22 protein-coding genes are annotated in these 18766 nt (G+C 73.9%); 18 read left to right on the forward strand and 4 right to left on the reverse strand.

All coding sequences use genetic code 11. From position 1 onward, the window contains the following. Window positions 1-60 precede the first annotated feature (60 nt). The 6 genes from EDD40_RS24610 to EDD40_RS24635 all read left to right on the forward strand — a co-directional run bounded on the left by EDD40_RS24610 (window position 61) and on the right by EDD40_RS24635 (window position 4210). Window positions 61-645, forward strand: a complete 585-nt coding sequence (locus tag EDD40_RS24610; RefSeq protein ID WP_123745039.1) for a DUF3558 domain-containing protein — start codon at window positions 61-63, stop codon at window positions 643-645. Window positions 646-751: 106 nt separating this feature from the next. Next, on the forward strand, window positions 752-1144 hold the full coding sequence (locus EDD40_RS24615) for a transcriptional regulator (protein ID WP_123745040.1): 393 nt from the start codon (window positions 752-754) through the stop codon (window positions 1142-1144). Window positions 1145-1180: 36 nt separating this feature from the next. Further along, a complete protein-coding gene (locus tag EDD40_RS44450) occupies window positions 1181-2536 on the forward strand; it encodes a PPE domain-containing protein (protein WP_123745041.1) in 1356 nt (451 codons plus the stop codon). A 78-nt stretch (window positions 2537-2614) separates the two neighbouring features. Then, on the forward strand, window positions 2615-3421 hold the full coding sequence (locus tag EDD40_RS24625) for an ESX secretion-associated protein EspG (protein WP_123748254.1): 807 nt from the start codon (window positions 2615-2617) through the stop codon (window positions 3419-3421). Window positions 3422-3476: 55 nt separating this feature from the next. Next, window positions 3477-3854, forward strand: a complete 378-nt coding sequence (locus EDD40_RS24630) for a sterol carrier family protein (protein WP_123745042.1) — start codon at window positions 3477-3479, stop codon at window positions 3852-3854. A 14-nt stretch (window positions 3855-3868) separates the two neighbouring features. Next, window positions 3869-4210 (forward strand): hypothetical protein, encoded by a 342-nt coding sequence (locus tag EDD40_RS24635; RefSeq protein ID WP_123745043.1) that lies wholly within the window; start codon window positions 3869-3871, stop codon window positions 4208-4210. On the opposite strand, the gene EDD40_RS24640 is transcribed toward EDD40_RS24635, so the two are convergent. Next, on the reverse strand, window positions 4207-6189 hold the full coding sequence (locus EDD40_RS24640) for an alpha/beta hydrolase (RefSeq protein ID WP_123745044.1): 1983 nt from the start codon (window positions 6187-6189) through the stop codon (window positions 4207-4209). The two genes, EDD40_RS24635 and EDD40_RS24640, sit on opposite strands and share 4 nt — an antisense overlap. Then, on the reverse strand, window positions 6186-6491 hold the full coding sequence (locus EDD40_RS24645; protein ID WP_236594569.1) for a hypothetical protein: 306 nt from the start codon (window positions 6489-6491) through the stop codon (window positions 6186-6188). Before EDD40_RS24645 ends, EDD40_RS24640 begins: the two co-directional genes overlap by 4 nt. Before the next feature lie 169 nt (window positions 6492-6660). Here EDD40_RS24645 and EDD40_RS24650 point away from each other — a divergent pair, with 169 nt between their 5' ends. The 8 genes from EDD40_RS24650 (at window position 6661) to EDD40_RS24685 (ending at window position 13838) form a co-directional block, all read left to right on the forward strand. Then, window positions 6661-7635, forward strand: coding sequence for a hypothetical protein (locus EDD40_RS24650; RefSeq protein ID WP_148088905.1), 975 nt, complete (start codon window positions 6661-6663; stop codon window positions 7633-7635). Between the two features lie 171 nt (window positions 7636-7806). Then, complete coding sequence (locus EDD40_RS24655) at window positions 7807-8538, forward strand: maleylpyruvate isomerase N-terminal domain-containing protein (protein ID WP_123748255.1); 732 nt, start codon at window positions 7807-7809, stop codon at window positions 8536-8538. A 115-nt stretch (window positions 8539-8653) separates the two neighbouring features. Then, the gene (gene purF, locus EDD40_RS24660; RefSeq protein ID WP_123745047.1) at window positions 8654-10186 is read left to right on the forward strand and encodes an amidophosphoribosyltransferase; all 1533 of its coding nucleotides are present in this window, start codon (window positions 8654-8656) and stop codon (window positions 10184-10186) included. Window positions 10187-10261: 75 nt separating this feature from the next. After that, window positions 10262-11323, forward strand: coding sequence for a phosphoribosylformylglycinamidine cyclo-ligase (gene purM / locus EDD40_RS24665; RefSeq protein ID WP_123745048.1), 1062 nt, complete (start codon window positions 10262-10264; stop codon window positions 11321-11323). A 57-nt stretch (window positions 11324-11380) separates the two neighbouring features. Then, entirely contained in the window at window positions 11381-11872 is a 492-nt protein-coding gene (locus EDD40_RS24670) for a SigE family RNA polymerase sigma factor (protein WP_123745049.1), read from the forward strand. Continuing rightward, entirely contained in the window at window positions 11869-12690 is an 822-nt protein-coding gene (locus tag EDD40_RS24675; RefSeq protein WP_123745050.1) for a hypothetical protein, read from the forward strand. The genes EDD40_RS24670 and EDD40_RS24675 overlap by 4 nt, the downstream gene beginning before the upstream one ends. A gap of 9 nt (window positions 12691-12699) precedes the next feature. Further along, window positions 12700-13128, forward strand: coding sequence for an alternative ribosome rescue aminoacyl-tRNA hydrolase ArfB (gene arfB, locus EDD40_RS24680; RefSeq protein ID WP_123745051.1), 429 nt, complete (start codon window positions 12700-12702; stop codon window positions 13126-13128). Window positions 13129-13178: 50 nt separating this feature from the next. Further along, on the forward strand, window positions 13179-13838 hold the full coding sequence (locus EDD40_RS24685) for a class I SAM-dependent methyltransferase (RefSeq protein WP_170185456.1): 660 nt from the start codon (window positions 13179-13181) through the stop codon (window positions 13836-13838). A 239-nt stretch (window positions 13839-14077) separates the two neighbouring features. Here the strand turns inward: EDD40_RS24685 and EDD40_RS24695 are convergent, their stop codons facing one another. Beyond that, on the reverse strand, window positions 14078-14632 hold the full coding sequence (locus EDD40_RS24695; RefSeq protein WP_123745053.1) for a TetR/AcrR family transcriptional regulator: 555 nt from the start codon (window positions 14630-14632) through the stop codon (window positions 14078-14080). An 83-nt stretch (window positions 14633-14715) separates the two neighbouring features. Between EDD40_RS24695 and EDD40_RS24700 the strand changes: the two genes are divergently transcribed. After that, window positions 14716-15456, forward strand: a complete 741-nt coding sequence (locus EDD40_RS24700) for an SDR family NAD(P)-dependent oxidoreductase (RefSeq protein ID WP_123745054.1) — start codon at window positions 14716-14718, stop codon at window positions 15454-15456. Between the two features lie 2 nt (window positions 15457-15458). After that, a complete protein-coding gene (locus EDD40_RS24705) occupies window positions 15459-15767 on the forward strand; it encodes a DMT family transporter (RefSeq protein ID WP_123745055.1) in 309 nt (102 codons plus the stop codon). Here the strand turns inward: EDD40_RS24705 and EDD40_RS24710 are convergent. Next, window positions 15760-16749: a LacI family DNA-binding transcriptional regulator gene (locus EDD40_RS24710; RefSeq protein ID WP_123745056.1), complete on the reverse strand. Its 990-nt coding sequence runs from the start codon at window positions 16747-16749 to the stop codon at window positions 15760-15762. The genes EDD40_RS24705 and EDD40_RS24710 overlap by 8 nt on opposite strands. A gap of 150 nt (window positions 16750-16899) precedes the next feature. On the opposite strand from EDD40_RS24710, the gene EDD40_RS24715 reads away from it, so the two are divergent. After that, complete coding sequence (locus EDD40_RS24715; protein ID WP_123745057.1) at window positions 16900-17901, forward strand: Gfo/Idh/MocA family protein; 1002 nt, start codon at window positions 16900-16902, stop codon at window positions 17899-17901. Continuing rightward, window positions 17898-18758, forward strand: coding sequence for a TIM barrel protein (locus EDD40_RS24720; RefSeq protein WP_425471250.1), 861 nt, complete (start codon window positions 17898-17900; stop codon window positions 18756-18758). Before EDD40_RS24715 ends, EDD40_RS24720 begins: the two co-directional genes overlap by 4 nt. The last annotated feature ends 8 nt before the right edge of the window (window positions 18759-18766 follow it).

Below are 18766 nucleotides of genomic sequence, written 5' to 3' on the forward strand. Positions count from 1 at the left end.
GGGCGTCGCGTCGCCGGCACTGCGTCTTGCAGGTGACGTCGATCCGATACGTTGGTCCTCATGCGCCGTGTCGTGCCGCTCATCGCCGCCCTGGCCCTGCTCGGGGGCTGCTCGCAAGCCACGGACGGTTCGGCGAACCCGGGTGGCCCGACGCCGACGACCACCGCCGGCCGGCCGTCCGGATCGGACCGGCCCAGCTCGACCGCGACCGGGCCGGTCGACCGCCCGAAGGCGATCGACGTCGCCGGCGTGGACCCGTGCGCGCTGCTGACCGGTGCGCAGCGCGCGGAGTTCGGCCTGGACCAGCCGCCGCAGCCGAACGACGACGCGCCCGGGAAGAAGAGCTGCACGATCAGCCGGGGCGACCGCGAGCACTTCGTCGGCATCACCGCCGACACCACCGCGGGGGTCGACGACTACGCGAAGTCCGAGGGCAAGGTGACCAGGCTGGAGGTCGGCGGCTTCCCGGCGCTGCTGGTCGAGGCGGACACCGCCCTCGGCCTGTCCTGCTCGGTCACGGTGGACGTCGCGGACGGCCAGGTCGTCGACGTGGGCGCGTTCAGCCTCGGCGAGGTCGACCTCACGGGGCTCTGCCGGATCGTCCAGCCGGTCGCTGCGGCCGTCGTGACCAACCTGGACGAGTAGAACTGCCCCTTTGCAGAGGGAACCGCTCACCCGCGTCACGCATCAGAGCTAAAGTCGTCCCAGATGCACACGCTGGGGTTTGTGCAGCACTGAGGAGGGGTGTGCCGTGTTCATCGCGGATGGTGGTGGCGGAGGGTCGACGCCGACGACGCTTCCCGACTACAGCGGGGCGCAGCGGAAGCTCAGCATCGAGCCCTCGGCGATCCCGGACGCGCGGAAGGTGTTCACGGACGCGTTGAACCAGCTGGACGGGAAGCTCCGGGTGGCGATCGCGCAGCTGAGGGCGAAGCCGTGGGCGGGCGACCCGGTGAGCAACGAGACCGCCGACCGGTTCAACCAGGACACCTTCGAGGCGGGCGACTCGGCCGGCCTGACGGCCCTCAAGGCCTACCGCGAGCAGCTCCAGCTCGTGGTCGACCAGCTCACCGCGATCGAGGCCGACTACCGGCAAGTCGAAGGCGACAACACCGCGTCCTGGGGACGCGTCAACAACGGCTGACCTTGCTGACCTACGCACCCGAGGGGGGCGAGCACGATGGGTGACCACCGCTGGCGCGGGTATGCCCACCCCGATCTCTACCGGATGATCAACGAGGGACCGGGCGTTGCCGCGTCCCGGCCGCTCGAGGACTCCTGGAAGTCCCTGTCCGAGGCCCTGGGCGAGATCGACACGTCGATCCAGCAGGGTCTCGCCAAGCTCGGCGCGAGCTGGGAGGGCGACACCGCCGACACCACGACGGCCACGCTGTCGCCGCTCGCCGAGTGGGCGTCGGACGCCCAGCAGGGTTCGGGCACGATGGAGACCTCCGCCCAGTTGCAGGCGGACTACATCGCGAACGCCCGCAAGGAGATGCCCGAGCCGGTCCCGGTGACCACCGAGGCGCCGTCGCTCGGCGACAAGATCCTGGGCGGGCTGACCGGTCCGGTCGGGATGATGCACGTCATCCAGCAGCAGCAGGACCACGAGCAGCAGGAAGCGGCGCAGGACAACGCCGAGGCCAAGGCTGTCGAGGTGATGAACAACTACCAGTCCAGCAGCGAGTGGAACGCCGACACGCTGGGCAAGTTCGTCCCGCCGCCGAAGGTCGTGATCGACACCCCGCCGCCGGCCGGCTCCGGCGAGTTCAACAACACGAGCGCGAGCTACAGCTCCACCCCGACGTGGACGCCGCCGGGCGGTGGCGGTGGCACGACGACCACGTCGTGGGCCCCGCCGTCGACCGGCACGGTCGTGCCGCAGCCCGGCCTGGTGCCCGGCACGGGTGGCACCACGAACACCTCGTGGGCGCCGCCGACGACCGGCACCCCGACGGTGCCGCCGCCTTCGGTCACCCCGCCGGTGAGCACGCCGGTGCGGCCGCCCGTCGGCCCGCTGCCCCCTCCCACGTGGACCCCGCCGAAGCCGCCGACCAACGGCCCGCAGGTCCCGCCGAGGGTGCCGACCGGTCCCGGCGGTCAGCCGCGTCCCGGTCTGCCGACCGGTCGCGGTCCCGGCCTGCCGGGCATGCCCGGCGGTCCCGGCCCCCACGGTCCGGGCGGTCCCGGCGGCATGCGCCCCGGTGTGCCCGGCATGGGCGGCGTGCCCGGCTCGGGGATGCCCGGCTCGGGCGTGCCCGGTTCCGGTGGCGTGCCCGGCAGCAGCAACGCGGCCGGTCTGGCCGGTCGCGGTGGCGCGGCCGGCGGGTTCGGCCCCCAGGCCGGTGGCCCCGGCGCGCCGGGTCGTCCGGGCGCGGGCGGTCCGGGCGCGGCCGGTGGGGCGGCCGGCGCGCGCGGCGGAGAGGGCGAGGACGACATCGAGCACAAGACAGCCGACTACCTGGTCGAGACGAACGACGTGTTCGGCGACGACCGGCTCGTCGCGCCGCCGGTGATCGGGGAAGTGCCGCAGTAGGTTCGATCCTCCGGTGCACGGGCCCGCGTCGACACACGACGCGGGCCCGTGTCCGGCGTTCAGGGGACGGGAGTGTCGGTGACGTACTTCGGGGGGACCGCGGACCGGGAGCCGATCGAGCTCTCGGCCGAGGAGTTCGACGTGCTGTGGGAACGGCTCGACCTGGGCCAGATGCCGTTGGTGATCAAGGTGCCGTCGCCGGGCAAGACCCACGCCGAACGCGCCGACCTCGAACGACGCGTCTGGCACGGCCTCGGCGCGCGCGGTCTCGGCGGGCCGACCGGGCTGCACCCGGAGCTGGACCACCTGCTGCGGCTGTTCAACAGGCCGGAACGCGAGGTCGACGGCCGGGTGTGGGTCGGCAAGAGCGTGCGGGTGCTGGCCGTGGCCAACGGCGACGACGGCGCGGTGGCCACGCTCACCGACAACCGGCTCACGTTCCGGCGCGCGGCGGGCAGCGGCCTGCCGTCGGCGGTGCTGGGCGCGCTGCCCTCGCACCCGGCCGGCGCCGGGCACTCGGTCACCATGCCGAGCGCCGACCTGGAGGCCGCGGTCGAGAAGTCCGACGGCTCGCCCAAGAGCCTGGAGAACTCGTTGCGCCAGCACGGGGTGCGCCAGGAGGACGCCGCCACGCTGGTGAAGATGTTCACCGGGCTCGTGCACACCGGCAACTTCGGCGCGGCGGCCCGCGACCGGTACGGCAAGCGGTGCCGGCCGGACCGCGTGGTCGCGTTCTTCGACACCGAGGAAGGCCGCTACCTGCAGCAGCGGCGGGCGTCGAACGGCACCGCGCCGTGGAGCACGTTCAGCCCGACCGACTCGCGCCGGCTCACGCACCAGGTCGAGGAGCTGCTCGCCGAAGCGGTGCGCGCGGCGAAGATCTGACCTCCGCGCGACACAGGCGCGCCGGCCGCCGCGCGCACGGCGATAGCCTGGGCGGATGCCGTCGAAGTCCGTTGACCCCCACGAGGTTCGCGCCGCGGTCGAGGCCGTGCTGCCCTGGCTCGCCGGGGAGGCGGAGCAGCCGGCCCGCCCGGTGCTCGCCGCCGCCGTGCGGCTGAGCCTGCGGACGTTGGAGCAGGTCGCGCCGGGCCGCAGCGTGGAGGTGCGGGTGCCGCCGTTCGCCGCCGTGCAGTGCGTGGCCGGTCCCCGGCACACCCGCGGCACGCCGCCGAACGTCGTCGAGACCGATCCGCGCACGTGGCTGGAGCTGGCCGTCGGCCGGCTCGGGTGGGCGGACGCGGTCGGCGACGCGAAGGTCACCGCGTCCGGGAGCCGGGCCGATCTCTCGACCCTGCTCCCGGTGCTCCGCTTCTAGCTAAGCTCGACCGCGTGAAGGCGCTCAAGGCGTGTCTCGCCATCCTCGCGGTCGGAACCCTCCTCGTCGGTTGCAGCGCGAAGTGGGAGGAGGAGGTCCGGTTCAAGGTCACCCGGATCACGCCCGAGCGCGAGACCGTCCCGGGGCAGATGTCCCCGCCTTACGTGGTCCTCGCGCTGGACCAGGACGATCCCGAACCGCTGGTGTCGTTGAGCACGACCGGCGCCGGGATCGACCAGTTCCCGGAAGGCGTCAAGGCCGGTGACGCGGTGATCTGCGAGGTGCGCCAGGTCGAGAAGAACAACCTCGACGGCCTCGAACCGGAGTCCGAGGTCGGTCCCTGCCGGTTGGCCTAGAACCAGGACCCGACGGTCCTGTCCCAGGCCTTGCCGACGCCCTCGACCGCGTCGCGGCCCAGTTCGACCACGTCGCCGACGCCGCCCACGACCACGTCCACGGCGTCGTTGACGATTTCCTTGCCGGTGTCGAGCAGACCGGTGCCCGCCTCGGACCAGTTGCCGTTCACCGCGTCGCGACCGGCGTTCCACAGCCCGGTGCCCGCGTCGACCGCCAGGTCCGCCGCGCCGACGGCCGTGCCGCCGACGAAGTCGACCACCGGCCCGACGCCGGGCAGGTGCGAGCCGGGCAGCGACGGGCCGAGCGGGTTCTCGTCCCAGTCCTGCGAGGTCACCGAGCCGCCGTCGCCGGTCGCGATCCGGGCCAGGTTCTGCACCGACTCCGAACCCTTCGTGTAGTACTCGGAGTGCGCGCCGAGCAGGGACGTGCCGTCGGTGGTGCCGAAGGTCCGCGCGCCGAACCGGTCGTCGTACGGGCCGACCGAGGAGCCGTCCTCGGTGAACCAGCTGGAACTCGTGCCCTGCACCACCGGGTCGTGCTCGGTCGCGCCGACGTAGACGTGACCGGGGCCGGCGGAGAGCTGGTCGACGTTCGACGCGCCGACACCGGGCGAGCCGACGAACGCGATGTCGTCCGCCGCCAGACCGTTCATGCCCGCGTAGCCCACCGTGGTGGAGCCGTAGGAGTGGCCGATCACCGTGACGTGCGGGTCGCGGCCGGCGGCCTCGGCGGCGGCGCGGTAGCCGTCGACGTCGGCGACGAGGTTCGCGCCGCCCTCACGGGCCTGGGCCGGGTTGTCGACCTCGCCGGGCGCCCAGCCGGGCGCGTCGTAGCCGAGCCACTGGATGGTGGCGTTGCCGTTCGCGCCCATCTGCTCGCGCAGGTTCGCGGCCTGGTCGAGGCCGAAGCCGCCCATGTCCGAACCGGTGCCCGGCACGCAGACCGCGAGGTTGTTCGCGGTGTCCGGGTCGCCGTACGCGACCGCCATGCCGCCGTCGCCGCGCGGGCCGTACGGGTCGTAGGCGAGGAGACGGACGTCGCTCTCGTCCCAGCCCTTCTCGACGGCGATCTGCTCGGCGTTCCCGAGGCTGTCCGCGGCCTTCTGCGCGTTCTCGGCCTTGGTGGCGGCCTCTTGGCGCTGCTCGCTGAGCGACGCGTACTGCTCGTCGTTCAGGAGCTTGGTCATGTCGTCGGAGTCGTCCGGGTCCAGGCCCAACTCCCGCGCCCGTTCGGCCATCTGCGTGTCGAGCTGGTCGCGCTGCGCGCCGAAGCGCTGGAGGTCGTCCGCGATGCGCATCCGGTTGGCCTGGTCCAGCACGCCGGACGGGAGGCCGCGCAGCTGCCCGAGCTCCTGGAACCTGGTCCGCAGCAGCTCGTCCTGCTGCTCCTTGGTCAGCGACTTCCACCAGGCGGCGACCTGCTTGGGGTCGGCGCCCGGGCCGGGCACGGTCGCGCTCGTGCGCAGGGCCGTGACGGCGGTGTTCCACCCGGAGTCCTTGCCCGCGGTCTCCTCGAAGCCGGGGCGGACCTTGGTGAGCGCGTCGGCGTACGAGCGGAGGACGCGCTCGTAGCCGGTCTTCACGTTGGCGAGCTGCTCGTTGACCCGGCCGGCCAGCTCCCGGGTCTGCGCCTCGTCCAAGGCGGGCGAGCGGCCGCGCCAGAAGTCGATCAGCTGGTCGGCGCTGCCGCGCATCTGGCCGTAGGCGCGGGAAGCGGCCTGGACGATGTCCGCGCCGGCGCCCAGCCGCTCGCCGGCGACGGTGGCGGACTTCGTGGACAGCTCGGCGCGGGCGCCGAAGCTCGTCGCGGCGTCGCCCTGCCAGGTGGAGGTGGCCGTGCGGCCGCCGGAGGAGACCGACTGGCCCGCGCGCTCGACGGCGCTCATCGCGCCGGTGATGGGGTCGGCGGCGGCCGCGACGCGGCCCGCGTCGCCCGCGGCCAACTGCCCGTACAGGACCTCGGGGTCGGTGTAGCTCACGCCATGCCCCCTTCGATGCCGCGGAACGAGGTGTTCGAGTCGTCGTCCGCCCGCTGGTAGGCCTCGGCGTTCTCGTCGAGGCCGGCGCCGGCGTCGCGGTACCAGGCGCTGCCCCGGCGCAGGTCGTCGGACTGCTCGCCGGACCACTTGGCCAGCGCGTCGACGAACTCCGCCGCCGCGGGCACCTGGCCGAGCGCGTCGGCGTCCAGCCTGAGCATGGAGATCATCTCCGCGCCGTCGCCTGCCGCGTCCGCGCCCTCGTGGAACTGCTTGGACGCCTCGCGCAACGTCTCTGGTCGCACCCCGAACACGATTGCCCACCCTTCGTGCCGTCCGCCGCTGGCACTGCGACGCACGTCGACCTTCCCCGGTTCCCCCGCCCCCTGGGCCAAAGAGAGGGGGAAAGCCGCCCGTTGGTGATCACTCGAAGGTGATCTTGCCTGCGTCGAACAGCAGTTCGACCATTGACACATGACACTTTTGCTCCCGATACCGCGGGCCGTGGCCTTCCACGCCCTGCGCGACGCGACGGACCGACTCCGCCGATTCCTCGTGGTCCTGCTGACCCGCAAGCCCGCCAAGGCGCGCCACCGGGTGCTCAGCCCGGGCCAGATCCGTTGGCGTCGTTGGAAGTCCGAGCTGGCGGACTACGTCGCCACGGGTGTCGTCGACCTGCCGACCGGCTCCGTGCCGCAACCGCGCACCCCGGTCCGCGACCGCCGCGAGACCTCGCGCACGCCGGCGTGGGGCGCGCTGGACCCCCCTCCCCGAACGGCCCAGTCCCCCGATCCGCTGCACCCCGACGACCGCCGGTGGATCGACGAGCACGCGCCGGCGAGCGACTGCGCGATGCCGAACGTCCCGGCGCACGACCCGGCGGAACCCGAGGCGTGGCCCGGGGAGTGGGTCGGGACCGCGCCCGGAGCGGCGCCCGAGCCGTGGGCGCGGGAGTGGGCCGAGGCGCCGGCCGAGCCGTGGTCGGAGGTGTGGACGGAACCGTGCGCCGAGCCGTGGACCGAGCCCTGCGCCGAGCCGTGGGCCGAAACGTGGGTCGAACCGTGGGGTGAACCGCCGTCCGGGCCCGCGGTCGAACCGCGCGGCGAGCACCCGGACGCGTTCTTCGCCGGCCACCTGCCCGAGCCGGTCGACGCCGGCCGGTCCCGGTTCGCCCACACCCTCGACCGGCCCGGCGTCACCGAGTCGCCCGCCGCCTGGCCCGCGTTCACCGAGCGCGTGTTCGCCCACGCCGCCGCCGAGCCCGCCACCGGACCCGTCGAGCCCGTCGACACCGCCGCGGTCCCCGATCCCGGGACCGACGCCGAGACCACCGTCGTGGAACCGCTCGCCTGGGAGTTCGAGGTCGGCGACCTGGCCCGGTGGTGGGACGAGGCCGTGGCGCGGTTGGACGCCGTGGCCCGCGGCGAAGACCCCGACCGGCCCTGGTGACCGGGAACCGCCCGCCTCCCACCGGGTCGCGCCGCGAGGTCGTCGCGATCCGACGGCACCGGCGGCCCGGTCCGCGCGTCGACAGGGGGAAGGTCGGCCTTGCGCCGCCGGGGCCGCGCCCCGTGCGGCACGATGGCCGCGCACCGGATCGACTCGAGCGGGAGGCTGGACGTGCCTGGAGGTTGGACCACCCAGCGGTGGACCGAGGTCTTCACCGCGCAGGCGGAGATGTTCCGGGCGGCGGTCGGGAAGGCCGACCCCACCGCCAAGGTCCCGAGCTGCCCCGGCTGGACGTTCACCGACCTGACGCTGCACGTCGGCAGGTTCCTGGAGACGTCGCTGGAGTACCTCCGCACCGGCAGCCCCGTCCAGCTCCGCCTGCCGCGCCCGCCGGCCGAGGTGGAGCCGCTGGCGTACCTGGACACCCAGCTCGCCAAGGCCGCCGAGCTGCTGCCCGCCGTCCCGGGCAACCGGGCCACCTGGACGTTCTCGCCCGCCGCGCCGGACCTGGCGTGGGTCTGGCACCGGCGGCTCGCGCACGAGCTGGACCTGCGCCGCTGGGACGCCCAGGCGGCCCTGCGCGAGCTGGTGGTGGGCGACGCGGACTTCGCCGTCGACGGCATCGACGAGGCGCTCACCACCCTCCTCGCGGCCAAGTACGCGACCGACGTGCCGCCGACCACCCGGGGCACCGCGCTGGTCCAGCTCACCGACGTGCCCGAGGCGTGGGTGGTGACGTTCGCGCCGGGCGTCGTGCCGGAGGTGCGGGCGGCCTGGCCGGGCGAGGAGACGGACCTCCAGGTCACCGGCGAGGCGCAGCTCGTGCACTACGGCCTGTGGGGCCGGCTGCCGCTCAAGCACACCGGTGACGAGCGGGTCTGGTTCGCGCTGAAGCTCGACTGACCCACCGGCGAGGGTGCGTTTCGTCACGTCGGAGGGGGGCTGAGGGGGGTGGTGCACCCCCCATCAGCCTTACACTCGATGGTGCAGCCCACCCTCGTCGTTAGGGAGCAACCCGGTGGTCACCGACCATTCAGCAACCGGCCGCACTGACCCCGACACCCAGGAAGAACGCGAACCCCGCGAGGAATGCGGCGTGTTCGGCGTGTGGGCGCCCGGCGAAGAGGTCGCCAAGCTCACCTACTTCGGCCTCTACGCCCTGCAGCACCGCGGCCAGGAAGCCGCCGGCATCTCGGTCGGCGACGGCAGCCAGGTGGTGGTCTTCAAGGACCTCGGCCTGGTCAGCCAGGTGTTCGACGAGCAGGTGCTCCAGGCGCTGCGCGGCCACGTCGCCGTCGGCCACTGCCGCTACTCCACCACCGGCTCCACCACGTGGGAGAACGCGCAGCCGACGTTCCGCACCACGGCCACCGGCTCGGGCCTGTCGCTGGGCCACAACGGCAACCTGGTGAACACCGCCGAGCTGATGGTGAAGGCGCGCGAGGTCGGCGTGGACACCAGCCACGGCGCCACCACCGACTCCGACCTGATCTGCGGGCTGCTCGCCGCGCAGGCCGCCGACGTCGGCATCGAGCAGGCGGCCCTGGAGCTGCTGCCGACGCTGCGCGGCGCGTTCTGCCTCACCTTCTCCGACGAGTCCACCCTCTACGCGGCCCGCGACCCGCAGGGCGTGCGCCCGCTGGTGCTGGGCAGGCTGGAGCGCGGCTGGGTCGTCGCCAGCGAGACGGCGGCGCTGGACATCGTCGGCGCGTCGTTCGTCCGGGAGGTCGAGCCGGGCGAGCTGATCGCGATCGACGAGAACGGCCTGCGGTCGAGCCGCTTCGCCAACCCCGAGCCCAAGGGCTGCATCTTCGAGTACGTCTACCTGGCCCGACCGGACACCACGATCGCCGGCCGCTCGGTGCACGCCACCCGCGTCGAGATCGGCCGCCGGCTGGCCGCGGAGCACCCGGTGGAGGCCGACCTGGTCATCCCGGTGCCCGAGTCCGGCACCCCGGCCGCCATCGGGTACGCGCAGGCCAGCGGCATCCCGTACGGCTCGGGCCTGGTCAAGAACGCCTACGTCGGCCGCACGTTCATCCAGCCGTCGCAGACGATCCGCCAGCTCGGCATCCGGCTGAAGCTGAACCCGCTGCGGGACGTGATCCGCGGCAAGCGCCTGGTCGTGGTGGACGACTCGATCGTGCGCGGCAACACGCAGCGCGCCCTGGTCCGGATGCTGCGCGAGGCGGGCGCGCTGGAGGTGCACGTGCGGATCGCGTCGCCGCCGGTCAAGTGGCCGTGCTTCTACGGCATCGACTTCGCCTCCCGGGCCGAGCTGATCGCCAACGGCCTGGACATCGACGGCATCCGCCGCTCGGTCGGCGCGGACTCGCTGGGCTACGTGTCGCTGGAGGAGCTGATCGCGGCCAGCGAGCAGCCCAAGACGCGGCTGTGCACGGCGTGCTTCGACGGCGACTACCCGATCCCGCTGCCCGAGGACGCGCTGATCGGCAAGCACCTGCTCGAGGGGATCCGGGGCGTCGCGGGCTCGGCGACCCCCGTCCTGACGAACGGGTACGGTGCCGAGGACGCCCTGCGACGCCCCTGATCGGCGGTGCCGGGCGCTCGCCCGGATGCAGACATGCCCTGAATGTGGATGCCCTGAAACGTGGAGCACAGAGACGTGACGGACAGCGCCAAGGCGACCTACGCCGCAGCTGGAGTAAGCATCGAAGCCGGCGACGAGGCGGTGGAGAAGCTCAAGCCGTGGGCGGCCAAGGCGCAGCGTCCCGAGGTGCTCGGCGGCATCGGCGGCTTCGCGGGGTTGTTCCAGCTCAAGCTCGACCGCTGGAAGGAGCCGGTGCTCGCGTCCTCGACCGACGGCGTCGGCACCAAGATCGCGGTCGCGCAGGCGTTGGACAAGCACGACACGGTCGGCATCGACCTGGTCGCGATGGTCGTGGACGACCTGGTGGTGTGCGGCGCGGAGCCGCTGTTCATGCAGGACTACATCGCGATCGGCCGGGTCGACCCGGACAAGGTCGCGGCGCTGGTCAAGGGCATCTCCGAGGGCTGCGTGCTGGCGGGGTGCGCGCTGCTGGGCGGCGAGACCGCCGAGCACCCGGGCCTGATGGGCGCGAACGACTACGACATCTCCGGCACGGGCGTGGGCGTGGTCGAGGCGTCCGGGATGCTCGGCCCGGAGCGGGTGCGCGCGGGTGACGTGGTGATCGCCATGGGCTCCTCCGGCCTGCACTCGAACGGGTACTCCTTGGCGCGGCACGTGCTGCTGGACATCGCCCGGATGCCGCTGGAGGGCCACGTCGAGGAGTTCGGCCGCACCCTCGGCGAGGAGATGCTCGAGCCGACCCGGATCTACGCCAAGGACTGCCTGGCGCTGGCCGCCGAGGCCGAGGTGCGCACGTTCGCCCACGTCACGGGCGGCGGCCTGGCCGCGAACCTGGCCCGCGTGCTGCCCCGGGGCCTGCGCGCCGAGCTGAACCGCGGCACCTGGACGCCCGCGCCGGTGTTCGCCCTGATCGCCCAGCGCGGCCGGGTCGAGCGCGAGGAGATGGAGAAGACGTTCAACATGGGCGTCGGCATGGTCGCCGTGGTCGCGCCCGAGGACGTCGACCGCTCGCTGGCCGTGCTCACGGCCCGCCACGTGCCCGCGTGGGTGCTGGGCGACGTGGTGCGCTCGGACGAGCCGGGCGCCGCGATGGTGGGCGACCACCCGCGTTTCTAGCCACCGGCAACCCCCGGCGGTCGTCGTCGCGTACTAAGCGGCGACCGAGGAGGGTGAGTGGAACGCGATCGCGAGTTCGGTGAGTTCGTCGATGCCCGCGCGTTGGTGATGCGGAGGACCGCGTACCTGCTGTGCGGTGACTGGCACCGCGCCGAGGACCTGGTGCAGACGGCGTTGACCAAGCTGTACGTCGCCTGGCCGCGGGTGCGGCGTGGCAGCGTGGACGCCTACGCGCGCAAGGTGCTGGTGTGCGCGGCCATCGACGAGGGCCGGCGCGGCTTCCGGAGGCGGGAGACCGTGGTCGGCGCCGTCCCCGACACCGCGGTGCCCGGGACCGCGCCCGCCGACCTGGACGTCCGCCGGGCGCTGGCCCTGCTGCCGCCGGGTCAGCGCACCGTCGTCGTGCTCCGGTACTGGGAGGACCTGAGCGTCACCGAAACCGCCCGACTGCTCGGTCGGACCGAGGGCACGGTGAAGAGCCAGGCGGCGAAGGGTCTTGCCGCGCTGCGCGAACTTCTCGGCCGCCACGTCTTCGAGGAGCAGCGATGACCGACATCAAGCAGAGCCTGGCGACCGCGTTCGAGGACGAGCCGCCGCTGGGCATCGACAAGGCGGCGATCGTCCGCGACGGCCGGCGCAAGGCGGCCCTCCGCCGCGGCTACACGGGCGCGGCGCTGCTCGCCACCGTCGTCGCGGTCGCCGTGCCGGCGTTGCTCTGGTCGGGTGCCGGGGGTGGCGGCGGGGGAGCGCACCTGCCGCCGGCGGCCGAGCTGTCCTCGACCGCCCCGAGCTCACCGCCGGTCGTCACCGGCACGTCCGCGCCCGGGACGGAGGCGAGCTCCAACCCCGGCTCGGGGGTCGTCACGGTGCCCGTCCCGCCGCCGCCCAAGCCGGTGACGGAGCGACGCGCGGCCGAGCTGAGCGCGGTGATCGCCGCGTCGGGGGCGATCCCGGCCGACGCGAGGGGCACGGCGGTCCCGCGCTCGGCGCTCGACCCGTCCCTGATGGAGCCGTGGGAGTTCTACGCGCTCGACACGAGCGGGTACCTGTCGCGCGCCGACGTCACCTCCCCGGCCGGTCGCGGTTCCGTGCTCCTGCACCTGCACACCTTCCGCGAGAGCACGCGGTGCGACCCGGGGGACACCAGGTGCCAGGTGCGGCAGTACGCCGGCCGGGCGGTGACGGTGTCCACGCAGGAGCACGACGGCATGATCCGGGTCACGGTCAGCACGGCTGCCCCCGACGGCACGGTGGTGTCGGCGCAGGCGTCCAACACCAGCGACAACGTCACCCCCGACGGGCCGGCGCCGCCGCTCACCTGGGAGCAGCTGGCAAAGATCGTGACGGTGCCCGGCCTGGTCTTCTAATCTGGTGGTGTGGCCGAGGACCTGACCGTGACGCGGACGCTGGTGATCCCGGCGGCCGAGTTGAGCGAGCGGTTCTCCCGGTCCTCCGGTCCCGGTGGCCAGGGCGTGAACACGGCGGACAGCCGGGTCGAGCTGAGCTTCGACCTGGTTGCCTCGCCGTCCGTGCCGGAGTGGCTGCGCGCCCGGATGCTCGGCCGCTTGGAGAAGCGCCTGGTGGACGGCGTGCTCACGGTGACCGCGAGCGAGCACCGGGCGCAGTTGCAGAACCGGCAGGCGGCCCGGGAACGGCTGGCCCGACTGCTGCGCGACGCCGCCGCCGCGCCCGCGCCGGTGCGCCGGCCGACGAAGCCGACCAGGGGCTCGAAGGAACGCCGCATCGCGGACAAGAAGCGCCGCGCCCAGACGAAGCAGGGCCGCCGCGGCGGCGGCTGGGACTAGCCGGCCCGGGTCGGTACCGTCGGGCCGTGACCGAGCCGGAGTTCCTCACCATGGCGCGCACCGCCTACGACACCGTCGCCCACGACTACGCCGACCTCGCGCGCGACCTCCTCGCGGAGATCCCGGCGGACCGGGCGGTGCTCGGCCTGTTCGCCGAGCTGGTGCGGGGCCGGGTCGCGGACGTCGGCTGCGGTCCCGGCCGGATCTCCGGCCACCTCAAGCGCCTGGGCGTGGACGTGTTCGGCGTCGACCTGTCGCCCGGGATGGTCGCCGTCGCCCGCCGCGACCACCCGGACGTGCGGTTCGAGGTGGGCTCGATGCTCGACCTCGACCTGCCGGACGGCTCGCTGGGCGGCGCGCTGGCCTGGTACTCGGTGATCCACGTGCCGTGGGAGCGGCACCCGGCGGTGTTCGCCGAGTTCCACCGGGTCCTCGCGCCCGGCGGCCTGCTGGTGCTGGCGTTCCAGATCGGCCAGGAGGTCCGGCGCTACGAGCAGGGCTACGGGCACGACATCCTGCTGGACGTGTTCCGGCTCGACCCCGACCGGGTGCTGGGCCAGCTCGCCGAGGCCGGGTTCGAGCCGCACACCCGGCTGGAGCGGGAGCCGCTCGACCCGAAGTGGGAGAAGACGCGGCAGGGCTACCTGATCGTGCGCAAGAGCGGCGGGCCCGACCGGTCCGGTCAGCCCGACCGGCCCGGCCGGGCGTAGAGGCGTTCCGGCCGCCTGCGCCGGTGTGGGCGAAGCTGCTGGGGTTCGTGACGCGCCGCTACGGCCTGCCCGTGCGGCCGGCGATCATCGGCGTGATCCCCGGCCGCCGAGCAGCAGGTGCGCCGCCCTGCAACTGTCCGACGGTTCCCTGACGGGCCTGGTGAACACCCCGTTCGCGCTGGTCGTCCACGGCGTCGTGGCCGTCCTGCCGGAGGTGGACGCCTGACCGGGGTCGTGGCCTAGCGGGGCAGCAGGCCGTCGAGCAGGGCGTCGAGGCCGAGCTTGATCCCGGCGGCCCCGGCGCCCCGGTGCGCGACCAGGTTCGCGGCCAGCGGGGCGAGCAGGGCGTCGGCGGTGAACGCGGCGTCCACGTCCGGGCGGGCCTGGGCGACCAGCACGGTCAGGTGGCGGTGGTGGGCGTCGTACGCGCCGCCGAAGCGGGCGAACGGGCCGGTGGTCTCGGCCATCAGCAGCAGGTCCAGCTGGGCGAGCGTGCGGTCGACCAAGGCGTGCAGGAAGGCGCGGACGCGGTCGGCGGGAGGTGCGCCGGGGCCGACGGGCGGCGGGCCGGTGAGGAACGCGGCCTGGAACTCCCGCTCCGAGGCGTCGATCAGCGCGTGGGCCAGGCCGGAGCGGTCGCCGAAGCGGCGGTAGAGGGTGCCGACGCCCACGCCGGACGCGGCGGCGACGTCGGCCATCGCGAGGCCTTCGATGCCGCGTTCGGCCACGATGTCGGCGGCGGCGGCCAGGATCTTCGCCCGGTTCTTGGCGGCGTCGGCCCGCTCGCGCGTCACCTCGGCAGCTTAACGACCTCGACAACCGGAACTGGTTCCGCTTAAGCTGAAGCGGAACCAGTTCCGGTTATTGGGGGTCAGTGATGGGACAGCTCGAAGGCAGGTCCGCGCTCGTCACGGGCGGCAGTCGCGGCATCGGTGCGGCGATCGCCAAGCGGCTGGCACGCGACGGCGCGAACGTGGCGATCACCTACGCGCGCTCGGCCGACCGCGCGGGGGAAGTGGTCGACGAGATGACCGCGATGGGCGTGCGGGCGCTCGCGGTGCGGGCCGAAGCGACCGACGTCGACGCCCTGCGTGCCGCCGTCGACCGCGCGGTGGCCGCGTTCGGCGGGCTGGACGTCCTGGTGAACAACGCGGGCGTCGCCGTGCACGGCCCGATCGAGGACATCACCGCGGACGAGGTCGACCGGGTCCTCGCGATCCACGCGCGGGCGGCGTTCGTGCTGGTCCAGGCGGCCGTGCCGCACATGACGGCGGGCGGCCGGATCGTCGGCATCGGCAGCAGCCTGGTCGAACGGGTGCCGTACCCGGGCTGGGCGCTCTACGCGATGAGCAAGGCGGCGCTGACCGGGCTGACCAGGGGCCTGGCCCGCGACCTCGGCCCGCGCGGCATCACGGTCAACCTCGTGCACCCCGGCTCGACCGACACCGAGATGAACCCGGCCGACGGCCCGGACGCCGACGAGGAGCGCCGCCACACCGCGCTGGGCCGCTACTGCGACCCGGAGGACGTGGCCGCGACGGTCGCGCACCTGGTCGGCGACGGCGGGCGCAACACCACCGGCGCGGCGTTCGTGGTCGACGCGGGGGCGGTGGCGTAGCCGTGGCCTGGTTGCTGCTGCTCGGCGCGGCGTCGCTGGAGGTCGTGTGGGCCACGGCGGTGGGCCGGTCGGCCGGCTTCACCCGGCCGTGGCCCACCGGGATCGGGATCGCGGCGGCGGTGACGAGCTTCGCGATGCTCGCGATCGCCATGCGCGACCTGCCCGTCGGCACGGCCTACGCGGTGTGGGTCGGGCTCGGCGCCGTCGGCGTGGTGCTGGTCGGCATCTGCGCCGGGGAGAGCGCGTCGCCGTGGCGGCTGGCGTGCCTGGCGCTCATCGTGCTGGGCGTGGTCGGGCTCAAGCTCACCTGACCGGCGGCGCGGTCGTCGAGCGGACGACCAGCGACGGGTGCAGCAGGTGGCGCACCGGCTCGGCGCGTTCGCCGCGCACCCGTTGCAGCAGGGCCTCGGCGGCGAGCCGGCCGAACTCGTTGCGCGGCTGGTCGACCGTGGTCAGCGAGACGTGCCGCAGGGCGGCCAGCGAGGTGTTGTCGTACCCCACCACCGAGACGTCCCGCGGCACCCGGAACCCGGCCTCCACCAGCGCCGAGATCGCGCCGACCGCGTTGAAGTCGTTGCACGAGACGATCGCGGTGGGCATGTCGCCCGCCAACCCCCGCACGGCGCGCGCGCCGCCCGCGTCGGTGTACTCGCTGGCCACCACGCGGGGCGCGAGCCCGTGCGCCGCCATCGCGGCCAGGTAGCCGCGCCGGCGGGGCGCGGACTGCGAGCCCTCGCCGCCGTCGAGGTGCGCGATCCGCTTGTGCCCCAAAGACACCAGGTGGTCCACGGCCAGCGCGATGCCGCGCTCGCCGTCGTCGTTCACCGTGTCCACGGTGGCCAGTCGCGACGACCGCGCCACCAGCACCACCGGCGTCTGCTCCGCCGCCCGGCCGATGTCCGCCGACGGCACCACGGGCGAGAGCAGGGCCAGGCCCGCCGGCCGGAACGACAGCAGGCTCAGCAACGCCCGCCGCTCCCGAGCCGGACTGCGCCCCCCGGTGTTGAGGATCAGGTCGAAGCCGTGCCCGGTCGCCACCGCGTCCAGCCCGTCCACCACCTCCGCGAAGAACGCGTTGTGCAGGTCGGACACCATCACCCCGAGCACGTGGGACGTCCGGCTGGCCAACGAGCGCGCCATCGCGTGCGGCGAGTACCCCAGCTCCTCGGCCGCCTTGAGCACCGCCGCCCGCCGCTGGTCGCTCACTTTCGGTGACCCCCGCATCACCAGCGACACCAGGGCGCGGGACACCCCGGCACGCGCCGCGACGTCGTCCATCGTGGGTCTGGCCAACGGTGTCCCCCTCCTCCTGGGCGGCGGCGGACATCGCGGGCGGGCAACGCGCCCTTGACACCCGTGTGACGGACGCTACAGCCTTAGAGCGCTCCAACAAATAGAGCGCTCCAACGCCGGAGCGCCTCTACCAGGACGGAGACCTGCGGCATGCGCATCGGAGTAGCCGGAGTGGGTCGGATCGGCACCATGCACGCCACCAACCTGGCCACCCTCGACGAGGTCGACGAAGTCGTCCTGTTCGACCCCGTGCCCGGCCGCGCGGCGCAGGCGTCGGCCCTGCTGCCCGGCACCAGGAGCGTGCCCGACCTCGACGCCCTGCTCACCGCCAGTGACGGCGTCCTGCTCGCCACACCCACCACCACGCACCCGGAGCTGCTGCGCGCGGCCGTCGCGGCGGGCGTGCCCACGCTGTGCGAGAAGCCGATCGCGAGCCACCTGGACGAGATGCGCGCGTTGGTGGACGACGTGGAGGCGTCCGGGGTGGAGGTGCTGGTCGGCTTCCAGCGCCGGTTCGACCCGGCGGTGTCCGAACTGCACCGGCGCGTCCGCGCGGGCGACGTCGGCGACGTCTACCTCGTCCGCGCCCTCGGCAACGACGCCCGGCCACCGGACTTCTCCTACCTGCCCCAGTCCGGCGGGCTCTTCCGCGACCTGCTGATCCACGACCTGGACGCGGTGCCCTGGCTGGTCGGCGAGCCGGTGGTGGAGGTGTACGCGTCCGGGTCCGTCCTGGTGGACCAGGCGTTCGCGGACGCCGACGACGTGGACAACGCCGTGGTGCTGCTGAAGTTCGCGGGCGGCGCGCACGCCGTGCTGGCCGGCGGTCGGCACGACCCGCTCGGCTACGACCACCGCATCGAGGTGCTGGGCAGCCGCGACTGCCTGGCCGCGGGCCTCGACCCGCGCACACCGCTGACGTCGTTGGAGCCCGACGGCCCGAAGGCGGCCGACTCCTACCCCGGCTTCGCCGAGCGCTTCCACCGCGCCTACCTGGCCGAGGTGCTCGTGTTCACGCAGGTCGTGGCCGGGACGGTGGCGAACCCGTCGCCCGCGCGGGAGAGCCTGACCAGCCTCCGGCTCGCCGAGGCGTGCGAGCGGTCGCGGCGTTCGGGCGCGCCGGTCCGGATCGGGACGGAGGTCGCCGCGTGAAGATCGCCGGAGCGCCCATCTCGTGGGGTGTCTGCGAAGTTCCCGGTTGGGGGAAGGTGCTCGAACCGCCGTCGGTGCTGGCGGAGATGGCGTCCCTGGGACTGCGGGCCACCGAACTCGGTCCGCCCGACTACCTGCCCGCCGAACCGTCGTCGTTGAAGTCCCTGTTGGACGGGCACGGCCTCGCGCTCGTCGGCGGCTTCCTGGCCGTCCCGCTCCACACCGGCGAGCGGTCCGCGGTGGACGAAGCCGGCCGGGTGGCGGCGCTGCTGGCCGCCGCCGGCGCGGAAGTCCTCGTGCTGGCCGCCGCGACCGGCCTCGACGGCTACGACGAACGCCCCGCGCTCACCGACGCCGAGTGGCGCACCCTCATCGCCACCGCCGCGCTCGTCCGCGACCGGGCCGCCGACCACGGCCTGCGCACCGCGCTGCACCCGCACGTCGGCACCCACGTCGAATGCGCCGCCGAGGTCGAGCGCTTCCTCGCCGACTCCGACCTCGACCTCTGCCTCGACACCGGCCACCTCCTCATCGGCGGCACGGACCCGGTCGACCTCGCCCGCCGCCACCCCCGGCGCATCGGGCACGTGCACCTCAAGGACGTCCGGGCCGACATCGCCGCCACCGTCCGCGAAGGGCACATCGGCTACATGGCCGCCGTGCAGCAGCGCATGTACGTGCCGCTGGGCGACGGCGACGTGGACGTGGCGGCCCTGGTCGCGTTCCTCCGGGACGCCGGCTACACCGGCTGGTACGTCCTGGAGCAGGACACCGCGCTCGGCGACGACAGCCCGCTCGACACCCCCGTGCGGGACACCGCGCGCAGCCTCGCGCACCTCACCCGGATCACCGCCTGAACCCCAGC

The sequence above is a fragment of the Saccharothrix texasensis genome (genome assembly GCF_003752005.1).
GTDB classification, from domain to species: domain Bacteria; phylum Actinomycetota; class Actinomycetes; order Mycobacteriales; family Pseudonocardiaceae; genus Actinosynnema; species Actinosynnema texasense.